Origin of the sequence: Savagea serpentis (genome assembly GCF_015351395.1) — a bacterium.
Classification (GTDB): Bacteria; Bacillota; Bacilli; order Bacillales_A; family Planococcaceae; genus Savagea; species Savagea serpentis.
Genome location: NZ_JADKPV010000006.1, coordinates 82,880 through 105,337, shown reverse-complemented (window position 1 = coordinate 105,337; position 22,458 = coordinate 82,880). Strand labels below are relative to the sequence as shown.

22 protein-coding genes are annotated in these 22,458 nt (G+C 39.7%); 20 read left to right on the top strand and 2 right to left on the bottom strand.

Annotated elements, in window-relative coordinates; genetic code table 11:
* Positions 1 to 9 precede the first annotated feature (9 nt).
* From IRY55_RS11095 to sufB, 11 genes are all read left to right on the top strand, one after another.
* Positions 10 to 1,185 carry an acetyl-CoA C-acetyltransferase gene (locus IRY55_RS11095; protein ID WP_194563390.1) on the top strand — a complete coding sequence of 392 codons (1,176 nt, stop codon included), beginning with the start codon at positions 10 to 12 and terminating at the stop codon, positions 1,183 to 1,185.
* 16 nt (positions 1,186 to 1,201) lie between these two features.
* A complete protein-coding gene (locus IRY55_RS11090) occupies positions 1,202 to 2,974 on the top strand; it encodes an acyl-CoA dehydrogenase family protein (RefSeq protein WP_194563389.1) in 1,773 nt (590 codons plus the stop codon).
* A gap of 102 nt (positions 2,975 to 3,076) precedes the next feature.
* Positions 3,077 to 3,436, top strand: coding sequence for an arsenate reductase family protein (locus IRY55_RS11085; RefSeq protein ID WP_194563388.1), 360 nt, complete (start codon positions 3,077 to 3,079; stop codon positions 3,434 to 3,436).
* Positions 3,437 to 3,510: 74 nt separating this feature from the next.
* On the top strand, positions 3,511 to 3,894 hold the full coding sequence (gene gcvH, locus IRY55_RS11080) for a glycine cleavage system protein GcvH (protein WP_194563387.1): 384 nt from the start codon (positions 3,511 to 3,513) through the stop codon (positions 3,892 to 3,894).
* Positions 3,895 to 3,950: 56 nt separating this feature from the next.
* On the top strand, positions 3,951 to 4,277 hold the full coding sequence (locus IRY55_RS11075; protein ID WP_194563386.1) for a toprim domain-containing protein: 327 nt from the start codon (positions 3,951 to 3,953) through the stop codon (positions 4,275 to 4,277).
* A complete protein-coding gene (locus IRY55_RS11070) occupies positions 4,278 to 4,580 on the top strand; it encodes a thioredoxin family protein (RefSeq protein WP_194563385.1) in 303 nt (100 codons plus the stop codon).
* A 243-nt stretch (positions 4,581 to 4,823) separates the two neighbouring features.
* A complete protein-coding gene (sufC, locus tag IRY55_RS11065; RefSeq protein ID WP_194563384.1) occupies positions 4,824 to 5,603 on the top strand; it encodes a Fe-S cluster assembly ATPase SufC in 780 nt (259 codons plus the stop codon).
* An 18-nt stretch (positions 5,604 to 5,621) separates the two neighbouring features.
* Positions 5,622 to 6,929 carry a Fe-S cluster assembly protein SufD gene (gene sufD, locus IRY55_RS11060; RefSeq protein WP_194563383.1) on the top strand — a complete coding sequence of 436 codons (1,308 nt, stop codon included), beginning with the start codon at positions 5,622 to 5,624 and terminating at the stop codon, positions 6,927 to 6,929.
* Complete coding sequence (locus tag IRY55_RS11055) at positions 6,929 to 8,149, top strand: cysteine desulfurase (RefSeq protein WP_194563382.1); 1,221 nt, start codon at positions 6,929 to 6,931, stop codon at positions 8,147 to 8,149. The genes sufD and IRY55_RS11055 overlap by 1 nt, the downstream gene beginning before the upstream one ends.
* Entirely contained in the window at positions 8,146 to 8,580 is a 435-nt protein-coding gene (gene sufU / locus IRY55_RS11050; RefSeq protein WP_194563381.1) for a Fe-S cluster assembly sulfur transfer protein SufU, read from the top strand. Before IRY55_RS11055 ends, sufU begins: the two co-directional genes overlap by 4 nt.
* Before the next feature lie 16 nt (positions 8,581 to 8,596).
* Positions 8,597 to 9,994: a Fe-S cluster assembly protein SufB gene (sufB, locus tag IRY55_RS11045; RefSeq protein WP_194563380.1), complete on the top strand. Its 1,398-nt coding sequence runs from the start codon at positions 8,597 to 8,599 to the stop codon at positions 9,992 to 9,994.
* Positions 9,995 to 10,094: 100 nt separating this feature from the next.
* On the opposite strand, the gene IRY55_RS11040 is transcribed toward sufB, so the two are convergent.
* On the bottom strand, positions 10,095 to 11,444 hold the full coding sequence (locus IRY55_RS11040) for a tyrosine-type recombinase/integrase (RefSeq protein ID WP_194563379.1): 1,350 nt from the start codon (positions 11,442 to 11,444) through the stop codon (positions 10,095 to 10,097).
* 185 nt (positions 11,445 to 11,629) lie between these two features.
* On the opposite strand from IRY55_RS11040, the gene IRY55_RS11035 reads away from it, so the two are divergent.
* The 6 genes from IRY55_RS11035 to IRY55_RS11010 all read left to right on the top strand — a co-directional run bounded on the left by IRY55_RS11035 (position 11,630) and on the right by IRY55_RS11010 (position 17,591).
* Positions 11,630 to 12,058, top strand: a complete 429-nt coding sequence (locus IRY55_RS11035; protein WP_194563378.1) for a hypothetical protein — start codon at positions 11,630 to 11,632, stop codon at positions 12,056 to 12,058.
* On the top strand, positions 12,055 to 12,834 hold the full coding sequence (locus IRY55_RS11030; RefSeq protein ID WP_194563377.1) for a polymorphic toxin type 44 domain-containing protein: 780 nt from the start codon (positions 12,055 to 12,057) through the stop codon (positions 12,832 to 12,834). Before IRY55_RS11035 ends, IRY55_RS11030 begins: the two co-directional genes overlap by 4 nt.
* A 681-nt stretch (positions 12,835 to 13,515) precedes the next feature.
* Complete coding sequence (locus IRY55_RS11025) at positions 13,516 to 14,019, top strand: DUF3221 domain-containing protein (RefSeq protein WP_194563376.1); 504 nt, start codon at positions 13,516 to 13,518, stop codon at positions 14,017 to 14,019.
* A 224-nt stretch (positions 14,020 to 14,243) separates the two neighbouring features.
* Positions 14,244 to 14,948, top strand: coding sequence for an amino acid kinase family protein (locus tag IRY55_RS11020; protein WP_194563375.1), 705 nt, complete (start codon positions 14,244 to 14,246; stop codon positions 14,946 to 14,948).
* A gap of 496 nt (positions 14,949 to 15,444) precedes the next feature.
* Complete coding sequence (locus tag IRY55_RS11015) at positions 15,445 to 15,687, top strand: hypothetical protein (RefSeq protein WP_194563374.1); 243 nt, start codon at positions 15,445 to 15,447, stop codon at positions 15,685 to 15,687.
* Positions 15,688 to 16,043: 356 nt separating this feature from the next.
* On the top strand, positions 16,044 to 17,591 hold the full coding sequence (locus IRY55_RS11010; protein ID WP_194563373.1) for an L-lactate permease: 1,548 nt from the start codon (positions 16,044 to 16,046) through the stop codon (positions 17,589 to 17,591).
* Positions 17,592 to 17,664: 73 nt separating this feature from the next.
* On the opposite strand, the gene IRY55_RS11005 is transcribed toward IRY55_RS11010, so the two are convergent.
* The gene (locus tag IRY55_RS11005; protein ID WP_194563372.1) at positions 17,665 to 18,312 is read right to left on the bottom strand and encodes a LytTR family DNA-binding domain-containing protein; all 648 of its coding nucleotides are present in this window, start codon (positions 18,310 to 18,312) and stop codon (positions 17,665 to 17,667) included.
* A 197-nt stretch (positions 18,313 to 18,509) separates the two neighbouring features.
* Here IRY55_RS11005 and aceA point away from each other — a divergent pair, with 197 nt between their 5' ends.
* The 3 genes from aceA (at position 18,510) to IRY55_RS10990 (ending at position 22,251) form a co-directional block, all read left to right on the top strand.
* Entirely contained in the window at positions 18,510 to 19,790 is a 1,281-nt protein-coding gene (gene aceA, locus IRY55_RS11000) for an isocitrate lyase (RefSeq protein ID WP_194563371.1), read from the top strand.
* 70 nt (positions 19,791 to 19,860) lie between these two features.
* Positions 19,861 to 19,983 (top strand): YhfH family protein, encoded by a 123-nt coding sequence (locus tag IRY55_RS10995; protein ID WP_235961129.1) that lies wholly within the window; start codon positions 19,861 to 19,863, stop codon positions 19,981 to 19,983.
* A 90-nt stretch (positions 19,984 to 20,073) separates the two neighbouring features.
* Positions 20,074 to 22,251, top strand: coding sequence for a malate synthase G (locus tag IRY55_RS10990; RefSeq protein ID WP_194563370.1), 2,178 nt, complete (start codon positions 20,074 to 20,076; stop codon positions 22,249 to 22,251).
* Positions 22,252 to 22,458 lie beyond the last annotated feature (207 nt).

Here is a 22,458-nt window from a genome sequence, read left to right as displayed (position 1 = left end):
GGAGACAATATGCGTGAAGCAGTAATTGTAGCAGGATCACGAACGCCAGTAGGAAAAGCAGGGCGCGGTTCATTAGCGACGGTTCGTCCAGATGACTTAGGCGCAATCACAGTGAAAGAAACATTAAAACGCGCGAACGGATACGATGGACCGATTGATGACTTAATTTTTGGGTGTGCGATGCCAGAAGCAGAACAAGGGTTAAATATGGCACGTCAAATCGGAGCGCTTGCTGGATTGCCAGATACAGTACCAGCAATTACGATCAACCGATTTTGTTCTTCAGGTCTTCAGTCGATCGCTTATGCGGCAGAGCGAATTATGCTCGGTCATGCGAAAGCGATCATCGCAGGTGGTGCGGAGTCGATGAGTATGATTCCGATGACGGGTCATACGATTCGTCCGAATAAGACGCTCGTCGAACATGCGCCAGAATATTATATGGGAATGGGTCATACAGCAGAACAAGTCGCTGTGAAATATGGCATTAGCCGTGAAGATCAAGACGCATTCGCTGTCGAGTCGCATAAACGTGCGTATGCTGCGATTCAAGCAGGAAAATATGATGACGAAATTGTACCAGTTGATGTGCATCACCGTTTTGTCAATGACAAAAATGAATGGGAAGAGCGTGTCGTGCCATTTAAAATGGACGAAGGCGTACGCCCAGGAACGACGACGGAAATTTTAGCGAAATTGCGTCCTGCATTCTCTATGACAGGTACGGTAACAGCAGGTAACGCCTCACAAACATCGGACGGAGCAGGGAGTGTGCTCGTCATGGACCGCGAATATGCAGAATCACTCGGTTTAACACCAATTGCGAAATTTAGAAGTTTCGCAGTAGGAGGCGTTCCACCAGAAGTGATGGGAATCGGTCCGATTGTAGCGGTTCCGAAAGCGTTAGAACTCGCAGGATTAACGAAAGATGATATCGACATTTGGGAATTGAACGAAGCATTCGCTTCCCAATCACTTGAAGTGATTCGTCATCTCGATTTAGATACAGATAAAGTGAACGTCAACGGTGGAGCGATCGCACTCGGTCACCCACTCGGTGCAACGGGAACTATTTTAACAGTGAAAATGATGAATGAATTGAAACGCAGAGGCGCGCAGTTTGGTGTCGTCACGATGTGTATCGGTGGCGGAATGGGTGCAGCTGGCGTCTTCGAAATGTTATAAAAGGGAGGAAACAACAATGACAAAACTCGTAAAAGGTGGACAATTTTTAGTAGAGGAAACAGATTACAAAAGCGTATTTACGCCAGAGGACTTCTCTGACGAACAGAAAATGGTCGCGAGCACAGCGGAACAGTTTGCGATGAATGATGTATTACCACTCGTTGAAAAATTAGAAAATCACGAATTCGAACATTCAGTAAAATTACTGCGTCAAGCAGGAGAGTTAGGTTTACTTGGAGCGGACGTACCAGAAGCTTATGGCGGTTTTGAAATGGACAAAATTTCTTCAGCGCTCATCGCGGAAAAGTTTGCAGTCGTTGGCGGATTTTCCATCACACACGGAGCACACGTCGGAATCGGAACATTGCCGATCGTCCTGTTCGGTAACGAAGAGCAAAAGCAAAAATATTTACCGAATTCAGTAACAGGTGAAAAGATTTCTGCTTATGCGTTAACAGAGCCGAGCTCAGGATCTGACGCACTCGGTGCGAAAACGACAGCGAAATTAAATGAAGCTGGTACACACTACATCTTGAACGGTGAAAAGCAATGGATTACGAACGCAGGTTTCGCAGACGTATTTATCGTTTATGCGAAAATCGACGGGGAGCAATTTACAGCTTTCATTGTAGAGAAAGATTTCCCAGGCGTTTCAGTCGGTCCAGAAGAGAAGAAGATGGGCATTAAATCATCATCGACACGTACGCTCATTTTAGAAGATGCGGAAGTTCCAGTAGAAAACTTACTCGGTGAGATCGGCCGTGGACATATTATCGCGTTCAACATTTTAAACATCGGTCGTTACAAATTAGGAGTAGGTACGCTCGGAAGCTCAAAACGCGCACTTCAATTATCAATCGAGTATGCGAACCAACGTAAACAATTCAATACACCACTTTCAAGCTTCAACTTAACGAAAGAAAAATTCGCGACATTAGCGAGCGAATTGTACGCAGCGGAAAGCTTGATTTATCGTACAGTCGGTTACTTCGACGAGCGTCAAGGTGCGCTTAGCCCAGAAGAACAAAAAGACGGAAAAGCAATCGCAGCAGCAATTGCAGAATATGCGATTGAATGTTCTATTAACAAAGTCGTCGGTTCAGAAGTGTTAGACCATATCGTAGACGAAGCGGTTCAAATTCACGGTGGATATGGATTCATGCAAGAGTACGAAGTGGAACGTATGTACCGCGACTCACGCATCAACCGTATTTTCGAAGGGACGAACGAAATTAACCGCATGATCGTGCCGGGCACATTCTTGAAAAAAGCGATGAAAGGTGAACTTCCATTGCTTCAAAAAGCGCAAAGCTTACAAGAAGAATTGCTCATGATGATGCCAGAAGCTCCAGGTAACGAGCCTTTAGCACAAGAAGCAGCAATTGCAGAAAATGCGAAAAAGCTCGGTATTTTAGCAGCAGGTCTCGCAGCGCAAACGTACGGTAAAAAATTAGACGCAGAACAAGAAATTCTCGTCAACATCGCAAACATTGCAAACGATGTATTCGCGATTGACTCAGCAGTTGCACGTACGTTAAAAGCAATCGACCGCGACGGAGAAGAAACAGCGAAACAAAAAGTGTTATACACAGAAATTTTCGCACAAGAAGCGTTAGCGCGCATTGAAGCGGAAGCGAAAGAAATCGTTGTCGCATCAACAGATGGTGATAACCGTCGTATGATGTTATCAGCATTACGCAAATTAACACGTTTCGAGCCACATAACCTCATCGCGAAAAAACGCGAAGCGGCAGCTCGTTTAATTGAAGCGGAAAAATATATCGTATAATTTAGACGGTCATTTGAAAAAGTGTTGCTCTCGGGCAGCACTTTTTTCATGCAATCATTTCACTTTCTGTTACAATAATCGTAAATGAAGGGAGAGGTTTATGTGAATATTACATTTTATACATATCCACGTTGTACGACATGTCGGAAAGCGAAGAAATGGTTAGAAGAGGCAGGGCATACGGTTGAAGAGGTGCACCTCGTCGATGCGACACCATCTGCTGAAACATTGAAAACATTGCTAGACCGTTCTCAATTAGATATTAAAAAGTTTTTCAATACGAGCGGAAAAGTGTATCGCGAACTCGGTTTGAAAGATCGTTTAGCAGACATGTCAGAAGAAGAAAAGTTAGCGCTTCTTTCATCGAATGGCATGCTCATTAAACGTCCGATTACAACAGATGGCGAGCATGTGACGGTAGGCTTTAAAGAAGCGGAGTTTGAAAACGTTTGGAAGGCGTAGTCGTCGCTTGTAATTTGAAATTTACTATGTCACACTTACGTAAAGTATAAAGATTATTTCATGGAGGGAATAAGATGACAACACCAACACAATACGTTTATTCAAAAGAGCACGTTTGGGTGAAAGAAGAGAACGGACAATCTCGCCTCGGGATTACACAGTTTGCACAATCTGAATTAGGCGACATCGTTTTCGTTGAATTACCAGAAGTCGGCGAAACGATTCAAACGGGCGATCCGTTCGGCAGCTTAGAATCTGTAAAAACCGTATCTGAGTTATATGCACCGATCAGCGGGAAAGTCGTCGAAGTGAATGAAGAGCTAGACGATAGCCCAGAATATGTGAATGAATCACCCTATGAGCAAGCGTGGATGATTATCGTCGAACCGACAGATCGAACAGAAATAGAGTCATTAATGTCCGCAACAGAATATGACAAAATGACGAGCGGAGAGTAAAATAGTGTCGCATGTAGAATTCTACATGCGATATTTTTTATAGGAGGGGTGAGAAGATGGAGGGTGCGATTTTATTCGTAGAAGGTCGCTCCGATCGTTTAGCGATTCACCACGTTTATCCACATGTTGAAATCATTTGTACGAATGGGACGATGAGTGAATATGATTTGGAACAACTCGTTGAACCTTATGAAGAGGAGACGTTATATACATTTTTTGATCGGGATGCGAGTGGAGACCGCTTGAGAGCACAATTTGATGCGTTATTTATCAATGCGACTCACTTACACGTGCCACCACCAATCATCGAAGTTGCAGAAATACCCCCGCTTGTACTAAGCTCAATCATGAAGACGACGTTTAAAAAGAAAGAAGGATTGTAAATGGAGTCATGGACATTGGAAGATTTTCAGCGTTCTTTAGAGCATGATGAAAAATCCGCATTTTATTTACACGCCAAAATGTGTGGGACGTGTCAAGTTGCATCGAAAATGCTTACCATTGCTGAGCAAGTTGTGCCAAATATTCCAATTGGAGAAGCGGATTTAAACTACGTAGAGCAAATCGCGTACGATTATGAAATTGAAAGCGTCCCTTGTTTGCTCATTCAAAAGAATGGTGAGATTACACATAAAATATATGCCTTTCAATCCGTTCCGCATCTAGTAGAAAAGTTGACGGAGTAATTTCGCATGCACATCATGCCTAATGATAAGTACTGATTATCATTTAAAGAAAATCAATTGATAATTCTAATGTAGCAAGAAACATGAAAACACTGAATTGTCAATGGTTTAAAGAGTTTTTGGTCATTGAGAAAAGGCGATTCTCAATGATTTGCAACTACTACTCAAATGGGTTAAGATTAGAATGATACTAAAATAAGAATGAACGAAGACGTTCATCGTGATCATTATGGAGGTAATGAAATGGCGACACTAGAAATAAAAGACCTTCACGTGGCTATTGAAGGGAAAGAAATTTTAAAGGGTGTTAACTTAAGCATTAACACGAACGAAATTCACGCAATCATGGGCCCAAACGGTACAGGTAAATCAACGCTTGCATCGGCAATTATGGGTCATCCAAAATATGAAGTAACATCAGGTACAATCAAATTAGACGGAGAAGACGTTCTCGAAATGGAAGTGGATGAGCGCGCGAAAGCAGGTCTCTTCCTCGCAATGCAATATCCTAGCGAAATCGCAGGGGTAACGAACGCGGACTTCTTACGTTCAGCAATTAATGCACGTCGTGACGAAGGGAACGAAATTTCACTTATGAAATTTATCCGCGAACTCGACGCAACGATGGAATTGTTAGAAATGGATGAGCAAATGGCGACACGCTATTTAAACGAAGGATTCTCAGGCGGAGAGAAAAAGCGTAACGAGATTCTTCAAATGATGATGATTAAACCAACATTCGCAATTTTAGATGAGATTGACTCAGGTCTTGACATCGACGCATTGAAAATTGTTTCAAAAGGCATTAACAAAATGCGCGGAGAAGGATTCGGTGCATTGATGATCACTCACTACCAACGTTTATTAAACTATATCGAGCCAGACCACGTACACGTGATGATGCAAGGTAAAGTAGTGAAATCAGGCGGAGCAGACCTCGCTCAAAAATTAGAAGCAGAAGGATACGATTGGATTAAAGAAGAACTCGGTATTGAAGACGAGACAGTCGGCGAAGAAGCTTAAGAAAGGGGACGAATAAGGATGACGGTTGAAACGAAAATCAACATGACCGAGCAAGACGTCCGCGCTTTCTCAAAAGCAATGAACGAAGCAGATTGGATGGCGGACTTCCGTGCAGACGCATTGAATAAAGTTGAGCATGTTGCAATGCCAACACCAGATAAAACGAAAATCGATAAATGGAATTTTACACAATTCCCTAAACATACAGTCGAGAGTGCAACGTTTTCTTCATTAGAAGAGCTCGTCGGTGAAGCGAAAGAATTAGTAGACGTAGAGAAGCAACAAAATCTCTACATCCAACATAACAACACACCTGCTTACATTTCATTATCAGATGAATTAAAAGAACAAGGTGTTATTTTGACGGATATTTTCACAGCGACACGTGAACATGCAGATCTCGTTCAAAAATATTATATGACAGAAGCAGTGAAAGTGAATGAACACCGTTTAACGACATTGCACGCTGCATTAATGAACGGTGGCGTATTCCTTTACGTACCACGTAACGTTGAGATTACAGAGCCGATTCAAGTATTGTATTTACATGACGATGCGGAAGCGAGCCTCTTTAACCATACATTGATTGTTGCAGAAGAAAGCAGTTCTGTCACATACGTGGAGAACTACTTATCAACGGTAGAAGAAGCGAAAGGTTTAGCAAATATCGTTTCTGAAGTAGTAGCAAAAGACAACGCAAAAGTTGTTTTCGGAGCGGTAGATGTTTTAGCTGAAGGATTCACAACATATGTGACACGTCGCGGGGTAACAGGCCGCGATGCACGTATCGAATGGGCACTTGGCTTAATGAACGATTCAGATACAATCGCAGAAAACATTACACACTTAGTAGGGGATAACTCTTCAAGTGACTTCAAAATGGTCACAATCGGTCGTGGAAGTCAAAAGCAAAACTTTACGACAGATATCGTACACATCGGTTTAGATACGGATGCATTCATTTTGAAACACGGTGTAATGAAAGACGCGACAACATCAATCTTTAACGGAATTGGACGTATTTTAAAAGGTGCAACACGCGCAAACGCTGTACAAGAATCACGCGTACTCATGTTGAGCGAAAAAGCACGAGGAGATGCGAACCCGATTTTATTAATCGATGAAGACGATGTTACAGCAGGTCACGCAGCATCTGTCGGTCGTGTAGACCCGATGCAACTTTACTATTTAATGAGCCGCGGGATTTCACAAGAAGAAGCAGAACGCCTCGTCATTCACGGTTTCTTAGAGCCGGTTGTAAGCAAACTTCCAATCGAAGGAGTTAAGAAACAGTTGACGGAGGTTATCGAAAGGAAAGTGCGCTAATGTTAACAAACAAAATTCGCGAACAATTTCCCATTTTAAAAGAAGAAGTGAACGGCAAACCAGTCGTTTATTTAGATAGTGCAGCGACAAGTCAAAAACCACAAGCTGTCATCGAAGCAGTGAGTCATTACTACGAAACATCGAATGCAAACGTTCACCGCGGTGTACACACACTCGGTAACTTAGCGACAGACGCATATGAAGGAGCGCGCGATAAAGTGCGCGCCTTCATCAATGCGAATGAAGCAGCGGAGATTATTTTCACACGTGGTACGACGACTTCTTTAAACCTCGTCGCTCAAAGTTACGGCATGATGAATGTAGAAGAAGGCGATGAAATTGTCATCAGCTACATGGAACACCATTCCAACATCATTCCGTGGCAACAAGTCGCAAAAGCGAAAAAAGCGACATTGAAATATATCGAGTTAACAGAAGATGGCGAGATTACGCTAGATGCAGTAAAAGCTCAAGTGACAGATAAAACGAAAATCGTTTCCGTCGCTTATGCATCGAACGTGCTCGGTACGATCAATCCAGTAAAAGAGATTGCTGAAATTGCACACGCACATGGCGCCGTGATGGTCGTCGATGCAGCGCAAGCAGCTCCTCACTTGAAAATTGACGTACAAAACATCAACTGTGATTTCCTCGCATTTTCTGGTCACAAAATGTGTGCACCGACAGGAATTGGGGTATTGTACGGGAAACGCGCATTGCTCGACGCGATGGAACCGGTTGAATTTGGTGGCGAGATGATTGATTTCGTCGGGCTACACGATTCAACGTGGAAAGAGCTTCCTTGGAAGTTTGAAGGAGGCACGCCGATCATTGCAGGAGCGGTCGGTTTAGGTGCAGCGATCGATTATTTAGAAGAAATCGGTCTCGACAATATCGCGCGTCATGAACAAGAGCTTGTCGCTTATGCGATTGAACGTATGCAACAGATTGAAGGAATCCAATTGTACGGTCCACTCGACCCAGCGCGTCGTGCGGGACTCATTACATTTAACCTTCAAGAAGTGCATCCACATGACTTAGCGACAGTACTCGATATGAATGGTATCGCGATTCGAGCGGGTCACCACTGTGCGCAGCCATTGATGAAATGGTTGGAGCAGTCGGCGACAGCACGTGCAAGTTTTTACTTGTACAATACGAAAGAAGATATTGATCAATTCGTTGAAGGACTCAAGATGGCAAAGGAGTATTTCGGATGAGTATGAATAATAAACTCGATCAACTATATCGCTCGGTTATTATGGATCATTATAAGAGCCCACGCAATAAAGGGATACTCGAGGATAACAATATTACAGTAGACATGAATAACCCGACGTGTGGAGATGTCATCCATTTAACACTTCAAGTAGAAGACGGTGTCGTAAAAGATGCTCGCTTCGAAGGAGAAGGATGTTCGATTTCGATGTCGTCAGCATCGATGATGACACAACTCGTCAAAGGCAAAACAGTCGAAGAAGCATTGCACTATGCAGACAATTTTTCGAAAATGATGCTCGGGGAAGATGTGGACGATGACGTAGATTTTGATGACGCTGAAGCTCTATCAGGAGTTGCGAAGTTCCCAGCTCGCATTAAATGCGCAACACTCGCATGGAAGGCGATGGAACAAGGCGTTCAACAAAAATAAGAACGGAGGAATAACAATGGTTAAAAAGATGCCAGATGTTGGCGATTATAAATATGGTTTCCATGACAAAGACGTTTCGGTGTTCCGTTCAGAACGTGGCTTAACGCGTGAAATTGTAGAAGAAATTTCAAGCATGAAAGAAGAGCCAGAATGGATGTTAGAATATCGTTTGAAATCACTCGATATTTTCTATTCAAAGCCGATGCCACAATGGGGCGGAGACTTAAATGAATTAAACTTCGACGAAATTACGTACTACGTAAAACCGTCAGAAGCGACAGAGCGTTCATGGGATGAAGTTCCTGAAGAAATTAAACGTACGTTTGATAAATTAGGAATTCCTGAAGCGGAACAGAAGTATCTTGCAGGGGTTTCGGCTCAGTATGAATCTGAAGTTGTTTACCACAACATGAAGGAAGATTTAGAAGATCTCGGAATCGTCTTCAAAGATACAGACTCTGCATTGAAAGAAAATGAAGAATTATTCCGTGAACATTGGGGGAAAGTCATCCCGAATACGGACAACAAGTTCGCTGCGTTAAACTCAGCAGTTTGGTCAGGTGGTTCATTCATTTACGTACCACCAGGTGTTAAAGTAGATACACCACTTCAAGCATATTTCCGTATTAACTCGGAAAATATGGGACAGTTCGAGCGTACGCTCATCATCGTAGACGAAGGCGCAAGCGTTCACTACGTAGAAGGATGTACAGCACCTGTTTACACGACGAACTCACTTCACTCAGCAGTCGTTGAGATCATCGTGAAAAAAGACGCATACTGCCGTTACACGACAATTCAAAACTGGGCGAACAACGTTTACAACTTAGTAACGAAACGTACAGTCGTTGAAGCGAACGGAACGATGGAATGGGTCGATGGAAACATCGGATCGAAATTAACGATGAAATACCCAGCATGTATTTTAAAAGGCGAAGGCGCACGTGGTATGACACTTTCTATCGCATTAGCGGGAGAAGGACAGCACCAAGACGCTGGAGCGAAAATGATTCACCTCGCACCGAATACGTCATCAACGATCGTATCGAAATCAATCTCTCACCACGGTGGTAAAGTAACATACCGCGGAATTGTTGAATTCGGACGTCGTGCAGACGGCGCTCGTGCGAACATTGAATGTGATACGTTAATTATGGACGACAAATCGACATCAGATACGATTCCGTATAACGAAATTAAAAACGATAACATTTCACTCGAACACGAAGCGAAAGTTTCAAAAGTTTCGGAAGAGCAGCTCTTCTACTTAATGAGCCGTGGAATTTCAGAACTTGAAGCGACAGAAATGATCGTCATGGGCTTCATCGAGCCATTCACAAAAGAACTTCCAATGGAATACGCAGTCGAAATGAACCGCCTCATCAACTACGAGATGGAAGGTTCAATCGGTTAATCACTTAATACCCTTGTCACAACAACGTTTGTGACAAGGGTATTTTTATGGAAAAGTCTTCCGTGCCAACTCTAGACAGACTTGTGCCAAATAAACCACACTAAAACCTGCTAGTATCATCTTCATTTTCTTCCTCGGAATTTAAATATTTTGTGATTTTTTCGAGTTCATGGGATTCGTAAATAGGAGTAATATCTAAGTGTGTGTCTGCAGTAGTTTGAATCGTTCCATGACCGAGCCTTTTGCTAACAAATAATAAATCAGCTCCTGCTTCAAGTGATAAAACAGCATGTGTATGTCGAAATGCATGAGTTCCTTTATACTCAACACCTGCTTGTAGGCAATATTTTTGTAGCATCTCTCGAACAGTAGAAGGTGTCATATAATTCCCATTGTATGTTTGAAAAATAATTACATCGGGGTGCCGAACGAATTTATCGTGCTTCTGAATACAACGATTTTGGACCTTTTTGAACCAATGAAGCATTTCTACTGTAACTTCATCAATTTCGATATTTCGATAACTTGCAGGTGTCTTTAGAGACGTTAAATTTGCATTATTATTGTTATCTCTACTGGTTTGTTTGTTTATGTTGACTCGATTTCCTTGAATATCACTCCAACGTAAAGCAAGTGCTTCACTGATTCTCAAACCTGTACTAGACAAAAAGAAAACGAGGGCATAGTATGGTTTATATTCACTAAACCTTTGTGGACGATGCTCTCGTAAAAAATCTAATAAAGTATTTAATTCTTCTAAGTTGTAGTATTTTACATCTCTCTTAATGTTTCGGTATTCATCTGGTCTAGAAAAGTTAACACGAGCAGCAGGATTTTTGTCGAGTACGTCCATATAATGAATTGCATGATAAAATATGTCTCTCAATACTGCCATGTGTTTTAATCGTGTACCATAGCTATAATCCTCATTTCCTTCGTATGTGTTAATCCATTCAATGACATCATTTCGATTGATATTAAAAATTTTCCGATGTGCGAAATGTGGTTCGATATGTAACCTTTTTACAACTTCTAATTGTTCTAACGTGGAATCTTTAACTGTTCTCCTTTTATGATCGAACCAATTATCGATTACTTCTTGAAACCTCATATTACGATCAGTGAGCGTACGATTATAATATGCTTTTCGTTCTGCTTCAGAGGCTTTTAATTGAGCTTCTTTTTTTGTTTTAAATGTACCGATACTTTTTAATTTACCATCTACAAAAATTCGTGCTTGCCACTTACCACTAGGTAGTTTTCTAAAATTAGCCATGAGGTGTATCTCCCTTACAATATTTTCTCTCTTTATCTTTAGAAGCTTCCAATTGTGTAATGTTTGTTCGGCAAGATCTAACTCACGTGCAACCTCCGCAACTCTTTTCCCACTTTGAACTAACTGTACAGCCTCTAATTTAAATTCTTTATCGTAACTTTTTCGCTTTGTCATTGTAGACACTCCTAGTAAATTATTGAGATTATTATACTTCATAAACTCCCAATTTACTGTGTCCATTATTTAGACTAACATCAAGTGTGTTAATTTAATGTAAATATTCACCATTTAAAATTAAATTATGGTTATATATAGTAAGCTAAAGAGGGAATGGACTTTTTAAAAAAGGAGGAGGTTCTTTGAGAGAGTTTTTAAAATTGAATTTATTTGCACTAGGTTATGCTTGGTTGATAGTCATTCCTATAGAGTTGATGTTGAATACTCATCGAATACAACGGATATTAGATAAAGATCTTGATTTTGTTTCAAATAACATTTCATTATTGTCTATTATTTGGATTTTATTTGGTTCTGTTGTTTTGTATCTAGCATTGAGAAAATATTCATCTAACAAACTAACAGATTACTTCACAGGAGTAATGTGGTTGCCTTATTTTATCGGTTTAACTTATTTAACTACGAGACTATTTCCAATGAGCTACGAGGGAGATATACCTAGTCCAGGTACAGGATTCTTAATTCTATTTGCTTTATTCATGTATCCGTTTTATATTTTGATTTTTGTATATATGAATAGAAAAATAAAAAAAAGAGGGGAAAAGATATGAAAAAGATGATTATGGGTTTTGTTTTGTTCCTGATTTTATTAATTCCGATCGAGGTAGGAGCATATTCGGAAAAAAAATCAGAAATTGATACTGTTGAGAGTTTGCATGATTATATGAAGAAAGCTGATTTAATCATGAAAAGTTCAGATGGAACTATTCAAGTGATTAACGAATCTTCTTTAGAAAATATGGATGAATCATTAATAAAAGAATATTATAAAAGACTAAATCTTTTAAATGAACATATAAAAGAAGGTATTTTGAGTATCGATCAAAACTTAAATGTTGAGCCATTCACTGTTGAAGATATTGCCGAAAGAGTTTTTGAAGCAGATCAAAAATCGGTACACATTCAGCCTTATTCAAGAGCTGCAACCTTACATGTCAAAAGTCTAGTCGAATTAAACAGAAAAGAACTTGAAAATGTGATGAGAACACATGTGACTTTCAATCCGAATGGAGCTTATGCTTACACAGTAGGTTGGTGGGTCGGAAAAGTGAAAGTCAACGGAGATTGGGACTATAAAGTTAAAAGTGGGTATTCTCCTTGGAATAAAAAATTCACTATGCACCTATACAATGGAAGAGTTGAAGTACATGATAGTAAATGGTTAGGCAACTATAATTATGGCTATACAGGGCAATATTTATTTTCTCTTCCTACACTCTATGCAGGTGGGGATGCAGTATCTTATTTGCTTAATTGGAGACCAGATTCAGAAGAAACTAAACGTGTTATCGCTCGTGGATTTAATGATGCTAAAAAATATTATTGACTTTAAGTTCAATATCAGATGATTTTAAAGTATGGTGAAAGAATGCGAAAAGTTATATTTGTAAATAGATAGAAATGGTTTTATAGATAGTTGTGCCAACTTTATGCCAAGTCATGCTGATTTCTATTGATTTTACATGACGAATAAAATTTGAAAAACCAATATTAATCAGCATTTTGAATGCTATTAATTGCATTTGATTAATTGAAATCATCAACTACGAGATGGAAGGTTCAATCGGTTAATCACTTAATCCCCTTGTCACAATACTATTTGTGGCAAGGGTTTTTTGTGGAAAATGAGTACGTACATATTTGTGCTATAATCAAAGTCTTTTCGAGCCGCTTAAATTTCTTTACCTTTTAATTCTGCTTAATTCTGCGGAATTTAAATAACTTATGATTTTTTCTAATTTATGTGATTCACAAATAGGTGTGATATCTAAATAGGTATTAGCAGTGGTTTGAATTGTATGTCCTAGTCTCTTACTTACAAACAAAACTCTGCTCCACCTTCAAGGAATAAGGCGGCATGTGTATGCCTAAAAGCGTGTGTACCTTTATTTTCAACTCCTGCGTCTATACAATATTTTCTTAACGTTTTTCTTACAGTTGAAGGAGTCATAAAAATCTGTTTACAACACACGCAATTTTAATAGATCAATTACATTATGAAAGAGGAATGTTTAAAACAGAAGTCAACTATATAAAATGTGCTGATTTCGATACAGTAGGCCCCAGAGAAGCCTGTATGGTCATGAAGCAGTGGCTAGATAATGTGAATGATCGACTGGATGTTAAGGAAAGGTCTATTTTATTTTGTTCAGCAATCAGATTTTTGGTATATAGACGGAGGGAATGTGGGATGAGAAAGATCTTATTAAAGGCAGTAGCAATCATTGCCTTACTAACCATTGTTGGGTGTTCCAATTCAATTAATGAAAATGATGAAAATACTACTGATAGTGAAACACCTAGCTTCTATTTCACAGGAACAATCAAAGAAATTTATGATGGTACGGCTCTTGTCGATGGTACAAGGGGAAAAGTATTTGTTACCCTCACGGTAAATAATAATGAAGTATTTCACGTAGGGGATAAGGTAAGGGTGGGATATAATGGTACCATAATGGAATCAAATCCTGCACAAATTGAAACGCTTTCTGTTGAGCGAGTTGATGATTAGCCAATTAGACATGATATTTAATTGATGGTATGAGGGAATTTCGAACCTTTGTATCTAGTTTATAATTACAGGTGTTATTGTTCATTTCACCATTTTTATTTGATTTATGAAGAGTATGCACAAAAGAAATATAGTTTGGGACCGTTTTTAACTGAATGGGAAATGCTTACTCTCCAAAGTGGCGTAACAAAACCAATAAACTTACTGTTCGGAGGAATTAATTCATGAAACTTAGAAAAACCAAGAATTTTGTGGACTTAGAAATTGATTACGTTATAAAGTTAGGAGGCAGCTTAATAAGTGATATAGACCTAGCGAAGAATTTAGCTCAGTCACTTTCTGAAGTGGCAAAAGAATTTAGATTGGTCATTTTTCCTGGTGGCGGTCCAATCGATAATTATATCGAAAGTGTAGATAAACAGTTTACATTAAATAAAATAACTCATCATCAAGCCTGTGCTAGAGCGCAAAATCAAACTGGATTATTATTTGCTAACTTTAATTTAGATGTATTTGAAACGACCGATAATTTTGCTGGTGTCAAAGAAATTTTGGACAGAGGTAAAATTCCAGTGTTACTACCTTCAACTTTAATCTTCTTATTAGATCCTTTTGAAAAGAGTTGGAGCATTTCCTCTGACTCGATGGGTGCATATTTCTCATCCCTTTTAGAAGCTAACAAATTTATTATTTTAACAGATGTCGATGGCATTTATGACTCTGACCCTAAAAAATCTTCAACAGCCAAATTAATTCCTAAAGTTAGTGTGAATAGCTTATCAAGTGAAACTTCAGTTGATGAAACACTAAGTGAATTTTTATATAACGCACAAATGAATTGTTGGGTATTAAATGGTTATAAAAACAAAAACTTAATAGATTTTTTGCGCGGTAAAGAAAGCATCCACTCAGAAATAAATTATGAATAGTAATATGACGTTCAAATAAAAGATAATTCTGAGTTTTTTTAGTCTGGCCGTGTAATAGAATCCCTTTTGACCTTAATATATTTAAGACTGTTCAGGTTTCTTTTTTTGTTGTAGCGAGTTGTTAGATGTAACTATTTTGTCTGCTTGGAGTATAGTTGATTTAATTTTTTTGAAATCTTTCATGTGCCTAATTTGTGCCTAAATGAAATGTCTTTCTATGATTCTCCATGATAAATAGGTTCTTAGAAGTTCATATTCTATATATTTTACCAGTGTCTAGGATGCTCTGTTATTATTTGAAGCAAGAGTTTTTTCATTTGCATCAAGAAAGTAGAAAAAACTGTAGAATGGGACAGAATTTTGCTTTTCCTATGCTAAAATGAAATTTACATACTTCCATTTTAAAACGATAAATCGTATCGTATGGGAGATTGTACATTTTTTAGGAGTCACACAATCAAACATTTTAGCAAATAAAAAAATAGGGAGATGCGATATGAAAAATATTTTGATCGCTATGGGGGGAATGGCTCTCTTTTTGATTGCAGGGGGAGGCTTCATCAGTATGATCTTTACCTCATTAGTGGGTGGAGGCATCGAGCAAAGTTATATTTACCCGATCTACGGCGGACTTATTTTATTAACAGGTGTAGTTGTCGGAGCGGCGCAATTAGTCCGAGAAGAAATAAAGGACTTAAAAAAGTGGTTACAAGAAGAACAATTGAAACATAAGGAATAAGCCTATGTGATTGTTCGTACTGTATGATTCCATCTGTTTATTATGCATTGAATAATAACCATTGCGAAAATAGTTTCGCGCAAGTTCAATCGATACGTTGCTATGGAAGGCATCCAAAGCAACGTATTTTTTTATGAAACTTCTTTTAATTTTTAATAAATCAAAAAAATTTTAGTCAAAAGATGTGCATCAAAAAAGAAGTATAACTGTTATATATCAACGGGTAGACTATTTTTTAGGAAAGGAAATTTGTTTGGAGTATGTCCTTAGTGGGGTTGACAAAGAAAAATAACGTTTTAAACTTGACAACATACCAATTTAGAAAAGAGGAACCATATCGGAAAAGGGATGATGTCATGTTTTGGATCGCTTCAACGGCAATTATCGTACCACTTATTTGTTTAGTTTTTTTAAGAATGAATGCATTAAAAGGGATGAGTATTAGTTTACTTTTTGTTTTAGGTGCAGCTTACTATTGGAAAATGTCGATTACTGTCATTGGGGCTTCGATGATTCAAGGGGTATTTAAAGCATTTGCTATCATTTTTATTTTATTTGGTGCAACTGTACTATTACAGACGCTAGAAAAAACAGGGGCGATTCGATGGATTGAAAAAAGCTTCACTGCTATTTCATCGGATTTGAATATTTTGCTCATTTTAATCGCATTTTTATTCGGCTCTCTCATAGAAGGAGTCGCGGGATTTGGAACACCCGCAATTATCGCAGCTCCGATACTTGTAGCTGTAGGGTTTTCGCCTTTTGCTGCTGTCGTGTTAACTTTAATGGCGAATAAAGCGGCCGTTCCATTCGGTGCCGTCGGTGTTCCGACTTTTATCGGATTTAGTAATATAAAACAAGCAAATTGGGGAGCATTTCAAGAAATTTCGCAAGTATTATCGATTCTCGATTTTCTGAATATTGCTATTACTCCGCTATTACTTATTATTTTTTACCACGTATTATTTACGAAACAGTATGCGATGATTAAACGCTATGTCGTATTCAGTTTAATGGTCGGCATCAGTTATGGGGTATTCGGTTACGTTTATATTCATTATGTCGGCTTTGAGTTCGTCTCGATTTTAGCACCGATTACTGTTTTTATTTTCGCCATCGTATTCATTAAAAAAGGAGTGTTCGTACCAAAAGAAGCTGTACCAACGACGACTCTTTCATACAGCATGGTGTGTCGCAGTTGGTCAACGTATGCAATTGTCGTCGTTCTTTTGTTATTAACACGCACAGTAGCACCGGTTCAACAATTTTTACAGGAGAAAAAATATGTATGGGAAAATATTTTAGGGCAAGCGAATATTCACGCGGAAGTTGATATTTTCTATTCGCCCAGTCTCGTTTTAATCATCGCAGCTTTACTCGGAATTGTCGTGATGGGGCAATCGGTTCGTCACTTTAAAACATCGGTTTCCACTGCCTTTAAAAAAGTGTCCAGGCCGAGTCTCGTTTTAATCATTACGTTAATGTTCGTGCAATTATTTTCTAACTCCTCTATGAACATGATCGGTCAACTGAGCATGCCGGAACAAATTGCCTATACGTTGATGGATCATTTCGGAAGCGTATGGCTCATCATGGCACCGCTTCTCGGTTTGCTTGGAACGTTTATTACAGGAAGCGCAACTGTGTCGACATTAACGTTTGCGCCGATTCAAGAAGTAGCAGCTGGGCAGTTACAGTTACCGAAAAATCTTATTTTTGCAACGCAAATGGGGGGAGCAAGCGCAGGGACGATGTTGTCGATTAACAACATTATTAGTGCAACCGCGATGCTTGGGATGATTGGAAAAGAAGGAAGAGTGTTAACGAAAAATATATTGATGGCTTCGGCTTATGTTGTACTTACGATTGTGATGAATTACGTATTACTGTCATTTATGCCATGATAAAAAATAGAGAGCAGATTGGAACATATTCATTCCATCGGCTCTCTATTTTCATTTGCATTTTTATTTTTATTTAAAACCCTAATTTTTTACGTAAATGCGGGACATACGTTTGACTGACAGGAATTATAAATTGGTCGTTCATTTCAATTTGAAGTTTTGACGCCATATCTCGTGAAATTTCTTTAATGAAATGAACGTTAATAATATAAGAACGGTGCACTCTTAAAAAGTAACTCGGTAATAGATAGTCGAGTTCTTTTAATTTATACATACTTTGATACGTTTCTCCATTGGCGATGAACCATGTTTTCTTTTCGAAGCTTTCGAAATAAGCAATGTCGTGAAAAGCGATCGGGTACCAACAATCGTCGAGTCGACCTGTAATGAAGGTAATCGGTTCATTCATTTTTGTCGCATAAGCTACTGGTAAAACAATCACGACCGTAAAGCGCTCTTCGTGGAAAGAAATCGGGTAGCCAATTCCAAAATACGTTTCGCCAGTCGTTGGTGATTCAACGACTGATTGAACAATTTCATTTTTCTTCAATACTTCGCTAGCGATACTTCCTTCGAAAATTGGCATTCCTCGTTTCAATTGTAAATCGATCCGTCCAGAATAAAACTGTAAAAACTGTTGTTCATCGGTAATGGCGATAGAAGCTTCACTCGGAATCCATTCACTGAGCATCATAAGCAATTGTTCAATTGATTCATTCATTCCTCTTTATCCCCTTTCGATTATCTGTCTTACAACAGATTGTTTGAGTTATCTGAAAATAGACTATTTCATCTCATTTTACAACGTTCTGTCGGAAAATGAAGACAGAAATGAAATTCTGTTATAGATTAGTATACAAGAAACATAGCTGTTGTAAAACAGTTAACTTATTGAAAAATGATTTGGAGGGAAATGACATGACAAGTCGCGAAGAACAAATTCAACAATTACAACAAGAGTGGTCAACGAATCCTCGATGGGAAGGAATTGAACGTCCATACTCAGCAGAAGATGTCGTTCGTTTAAGAGGAAGTGTTCAAATTGAACATACACTTGCTCGCCGTGGGGCAGAAAGATTATATGAATCTTTACAAGAAGAAGATTTCATTAATGCGCTCGGAGCATTAACTGGAAACCAAGCGGTTCAGCAAGTAAAAGCAGGACTGAAAGCGATTTACTTAAGTGGTTGGCAAGTTGCAGCAGATGCGAACTTAGCGGGTCAAATGTACCCAGACCAAAGCTTATATCCAGCAGATAGTGTACCAGCGGTCGTTAAACGAATTAACCAAGCGTTCCAACGAGCGGATCAAATCGATCAAGCAGAAGGGCGAGAAGACGGCTTTGACTGGTTCGCTCCTATTGTAGCAGATATGGAAGCAGGGTTCGGAGGTCCGTTAAACGTGTTTGAACTGACGAAGTGGATGATTGAAGCAGGAGCAGCAGGCGTTCACTTAGAAGATCAGTTAGCGAGTGAGAAAAAATGCGGTCACTTAGGTGGAAAAGTATTAATTCCGACTCAAAATGCGATTCGTAATCTCGTTGCCGCAAGATTTGCAACAGATGTGATGGGTGTTCCGACAGTCATTGTCGCAAGAACAGACGCAAATGCGGCGGACATGGTGACGAGTGATGTCGATGAAAATGACCACCCGTTTATTACAGGAGAACGAACGTCGGAAGGATTTTTCCGTACGACAGCTGGCATCGATCAAGCGATTTCACGAGGACTCGCTTACGCACCATATGCGGATCTCATCTGGTGTGAGACAGCAACGCCAGATATCGATGAAGCACGAAAATTTGCTGAAGCGATTCATGCAAAATATCCGAATAAAATGCTCGCTTACAACTGTTCACCGTCGTTTAACTGGAAAGCAGCTCTATCTGACGAAGAAATTGAGAGCTTCCAACAAGATATCGCGAAAATGGGATATAAATTCCAATTCGTTACATTAGCAGGATTCCATGCGTTAAACCATAGCATGTTCGAACTTGCATACGAATATAAAGATCACGGAATGGCAGCATATTCAAAATTACAACAAGCGGAATTCGCAAGTGAAGAAAAAGGATACACGGCAACTCGTCACCAACGTGAAGTAGGAACAGGATACTTCGATGAAGTAACTCAAGTAATCAGCGGCGGCATGTCTTCAACAGTAGCGATGGCAGGATCGACAGAAGCAGAGCAGTTTTAATGGTCAAACAATATAATCGCCTTCTTGAAAGTGGAGGTGATTCACTACTATAAAAAAAGGATGATGAACTATGATGAATACAACTTACAAACACTCAGAGAAAATTTGTCAACAATGTGGCCAACCGATTCGTGAAGAAATTGAATCACTTCATACAGAATGTGAGCGTTGTGTTGGAAAGCATGAAGGTTAATATACATTGAAAGGCTACCCATCCACGCCCACATGATTCATTGACGGTGAGGGTGGGGGGTCTTTTCATTGATGGAAAGGAGAGGAGAATATGGAATATGTAGATCACGGTTCCATTCAGATTGAAAAAACGTTGTATCATTGGGTGAATGAGCATGTTTTACGAGGGTTACAAATGGACGCGCCAACATTTTGGACGGATTTTGAGAAGCTCATTACGGCATTCACACCGCGAAATCGTGCATTGCTTGAAAAAAGAGATGAGTTACAGCGCCAAATTTCATCGTGGCATGAAAAAAATGATTGGCGTGCGCAAAAAGAAGAGTATCGCCAATTTCTAAAAGACATCGGATACTTAGAAGAGCCGAAAAGTGCGGAGCCTGTCGAACCGCAAAATGTCGACGATGAAATTGCGAAACAAGCAGGATCACAACTTGTCGTGCCACTCGACAATGCACGTTACGCATTGAATGCAGCGAATGCGCGATGGGGAAGTTTATACGATGCATTGTACGGCTCTGACATTATTCCAGAAGAACCTGGATACGAACAAGGCGACAGCTACAACCCGAAGCGTGGCGAGAAAGTAATTGAGTTCGGAAAGAAGTTTCTCGATCAAATTGCACCGCTTCAAAAAGGAAGCCATGCGGATGCGGTTCACTATGAGGTTCAGTCTGGGACGTTAATCATCACATTAGCGAATGAAGAAAAAACGACTTTACAACGTGATGAACAGTTCGTCGGTTATTTAGGCCAAGACTCTTTAACGTCCGTTTTGTTAGAACATCATCAATTGCATGTCGAAGTGCAAATCGATCCGTCGCACCCTGTTGGAAAGACAGATCAGGCACATGTGAAAGATATCGTGATCGAAGCGGCACTTTCAACATTGATGGACTGTGAAGACTCTGTAACAGCGGTCGATGCTGAAGATAAACTTCACATTTATCAAAACTGGCTCGGTTTAATGCGTGGAGATTTAACGTCAACTTTTAAACGTGGAGATCGAACAGTTACGCGTCGTTTGCAAGAAGACAAAGTGTTCCTCGATCGTCACGGCAATGAAATGACGTTACCAGGACGTTCATTAATGTTCATTCGAAATGTCGGGCACTTTATGCAAAATAATGCCATTCTTTTAGAAGATGGAGAAGAAGTGTATGAAGGAATATTAGACGGTGTCATGACGTCATTAATTGCGAAGTATAGCATCGAAGGTCATACGTCGCATCTTAACTCGCGAAAAGGATCCATTTATATCGTGAAACCAAAAATGCATGGCTCAGAAGAAGTTGCATTTGCGAATGACTTGTTCAATGCGATTGAAGATTTGCTCGGATTAGAGCGTTACACGATTAAAATGGGCTTAATGGATGAAGAACGTAGAACGAGTATCAATTTACAAAATTGTATTCGTGAAATTCGCCACCGCGTCGTCTTCATTAATACAGGATTTTTAGATCGGACAGGCGATGAAATTCATACGTCGATGGAGGCAGGTCCGATGGTGAGAAAAAACGATATGAAGTCAACCGCTTGGTTAAAAGCGTATGAACAGTCTAACGTAGCGACAGGATTGCGTAACGGTTTGAAAGGAAAAGCGCAAATCGGAAAAGGAATGTGGGCGATGCCGAACGAAATGCAAGCGATGCTTGAACAAAAAATCGCTCATCCTCAATCAGGAGCGACGACGGCTTGGGTCCCTTCACCGACTGCAGCAACGATTCATGCGTTACATTACCACAAAGTGAATGTTGAAGAAGTCCAACGAACGATTGATACAGAGCGAGACTACGTCGATGACATGTTGACGATTCCGTTAGCAGAAGAAGCGAACTGGACGGAAGAAGAAATTATAGAAGAGCTCGAAAACAATGCCCAAAGTATTTTAGGTTATGTCGTTCGCTGGATTGACCAAGGTATCGGATGTTCGACAGTTCCCGATATTAACGATATCGGGTTAATGGAAGACCGTGCGACATTGCGCATTTCCAGTCAGCATATTGCGAACTGGCTCGCGCATCAAGTTTGTACGGAAGAACAAGTGCGTGAAGTGCTTGAACGTATGGCGCAAAAAGTGGACGAACAAAATCGCCACGATCCCCTTTACCGTCCGATGGCGCCAAACTACGATGATTCGGTCGCATTTTTAGCGGCACAAGATTTAATTTTGAAAGGAAAAGAACAACCAAATGGTTATACGGAAGCGATTTTGAAAAAATATCGACTCGAAGCGAAAAAACGCGCTATGTCGATGCACGCTTCTTAACCTCCCTACCACTCCCTAATCAAAAACATAATAGTAATAACCCCAAACGAAAGCTGTCCTATTCAATTCAAAGAATAGGACAGCTTTTTTATGGAGATTAGCAGAAAATTTTATGTGAGTTTTCTTGCGTATTCCCTTTTTATAATGGTACACTTTCCTCGTCTTTCAAAATAAAAAAGGAAGTGAATTCATGAGTGATCTTGAAAA

Bases quoted from the DNA above. Each gene is read 5' to 3' on its own strand.
- IRY55_RS11095 (WP_194563390.1), top strand. From the start codon at position 10: ATGCGTGAAGCAGTAATTGTAGCAGGATCACGAACGCCAGTAGGAAAA.
- IRY55_RS11090 (WP_194563389.1), top strand. From the start codon at position 1,202: ATGACAAAACTCGTAAAAGGTGGACAATTTTTAGTAGAGGAAACAGAT.
- gcvH (WP_194563387.1), top strand. From the start codon at position 3,511: ATGACAACACCAACACAATACGTTTATTCAAAAGAGCACGTTTGGGTG.
- IRY55_RS11075 (WP_194563386.1), top strand. From the start codon at position 3,951: ATGGAGGGTGCGATTTTATTCGTAGAAGGTCGCTCCGATCGTTTAGCG.
- IRY55_RS11070 (WP_194563385.1), top strand. From the start codon at position 4,278: ATGGAGTCATGGACATTGGAAGATTTTCAGCGTTCTTTAGAGCATGAT.
- sufC (WP_194563384.1), top strand. From the start codon at position 4,824: ATGGCGACACTAGAAATAAAAGACCTTCACGTGGCTATTGAAGGGAAA.
- sufD (WP_194563383.1), top strand. From the start codon at position 5,622: ATGACGGTTGAAACGAAAATCAACATGACCGAGCAAGACGTCCGCGCT.
- IRY55_RS11055 (WP_194563382.1), top strand. From the start codon at position 6,929: ATGTTAACAAACAAAATTCGCGAACAATTTCCCATTTTAAAAGAAGAA.
- sufU (WP_194563381.1), top strand. From the start codon at position 8,146: ATGAGTATGAATAATAAACTCGATCAACTATATCGCTCGGTTATTATG.
- sufB (WP_194563380.1), top strand. From the start codon at position 8,597: ATGGTTAAAAAGATGCCAGATGTTGGCGATTATAAATATGGTTTCCAT.
- IRY55_RS11040 (WP_194563379.1), bottom strand. From the start codon at position 11,444: ATGACAAAGCGAAAAAGTTACGATAAAGAATTTAAATTAGAGGCTGTA.
- IRY55_RS11030 (WP_194563377.1), top strand. From the start codon at position 12,055: ATGAAAAAGATGATTATGGGTTTTGTTTTGTTCCTGATTTTATTAATT.
- IRY55_RS11025 (WP_194563376.1), top strand. From the start codon at position 13,516: ATGTTTAAAACAGAAGTCAACTATATAAAATGTGCTGATTTCGATACA.
- IRY55_RS11020 (WP_194563375.1), top strand. From the start codon at position 14,244: ATGAAACTTAGAAAAACCAAGAATTTTGTGGACTTAGAAATTGATTAC.
- IRY55_RS11015 (WP_194563374.1), top strand. From the start codon at position 15,445: ATGAAAAATATTTTGATCGCTATGGGGGGAATGGCTCTCTTTTTGATT.
- IRY55_RS11010 (WP_194563373.1), top strand. From the start codon at position 16,044: ATGTTTTGGATCGCTTCAACGGCAATTATCGTACCACTTATTTGTTTA.
- IRY55_RS11005 (WP_194563372.1), bottom strand. From the start codon at position 18,312: ATGAATGAATCAATTGAACAATTGCTTATGATGCTCAGTGAATGGATT.
- aceA (WP_194563371.1), top strand. From the start codon at position 18,510: ATGACAAGTCGCGAAGAACAAATTCAACAATTACAACAAGAGTGGTCA.
- IRY55_RS10995 (WP_235961129.1), top strand. From the start codon at position 19,861: ATGATGAATACAACTTACAAACACTCAGAGAAAATTTGTCAACAATGT.
- IRY55_RS10990 (WP_194563370.1), top strand. From the start codon at position 20,074: ATGGAATATGTAGATCACGGTTCCATTCAGATTGAAAAAACGTTGTAT.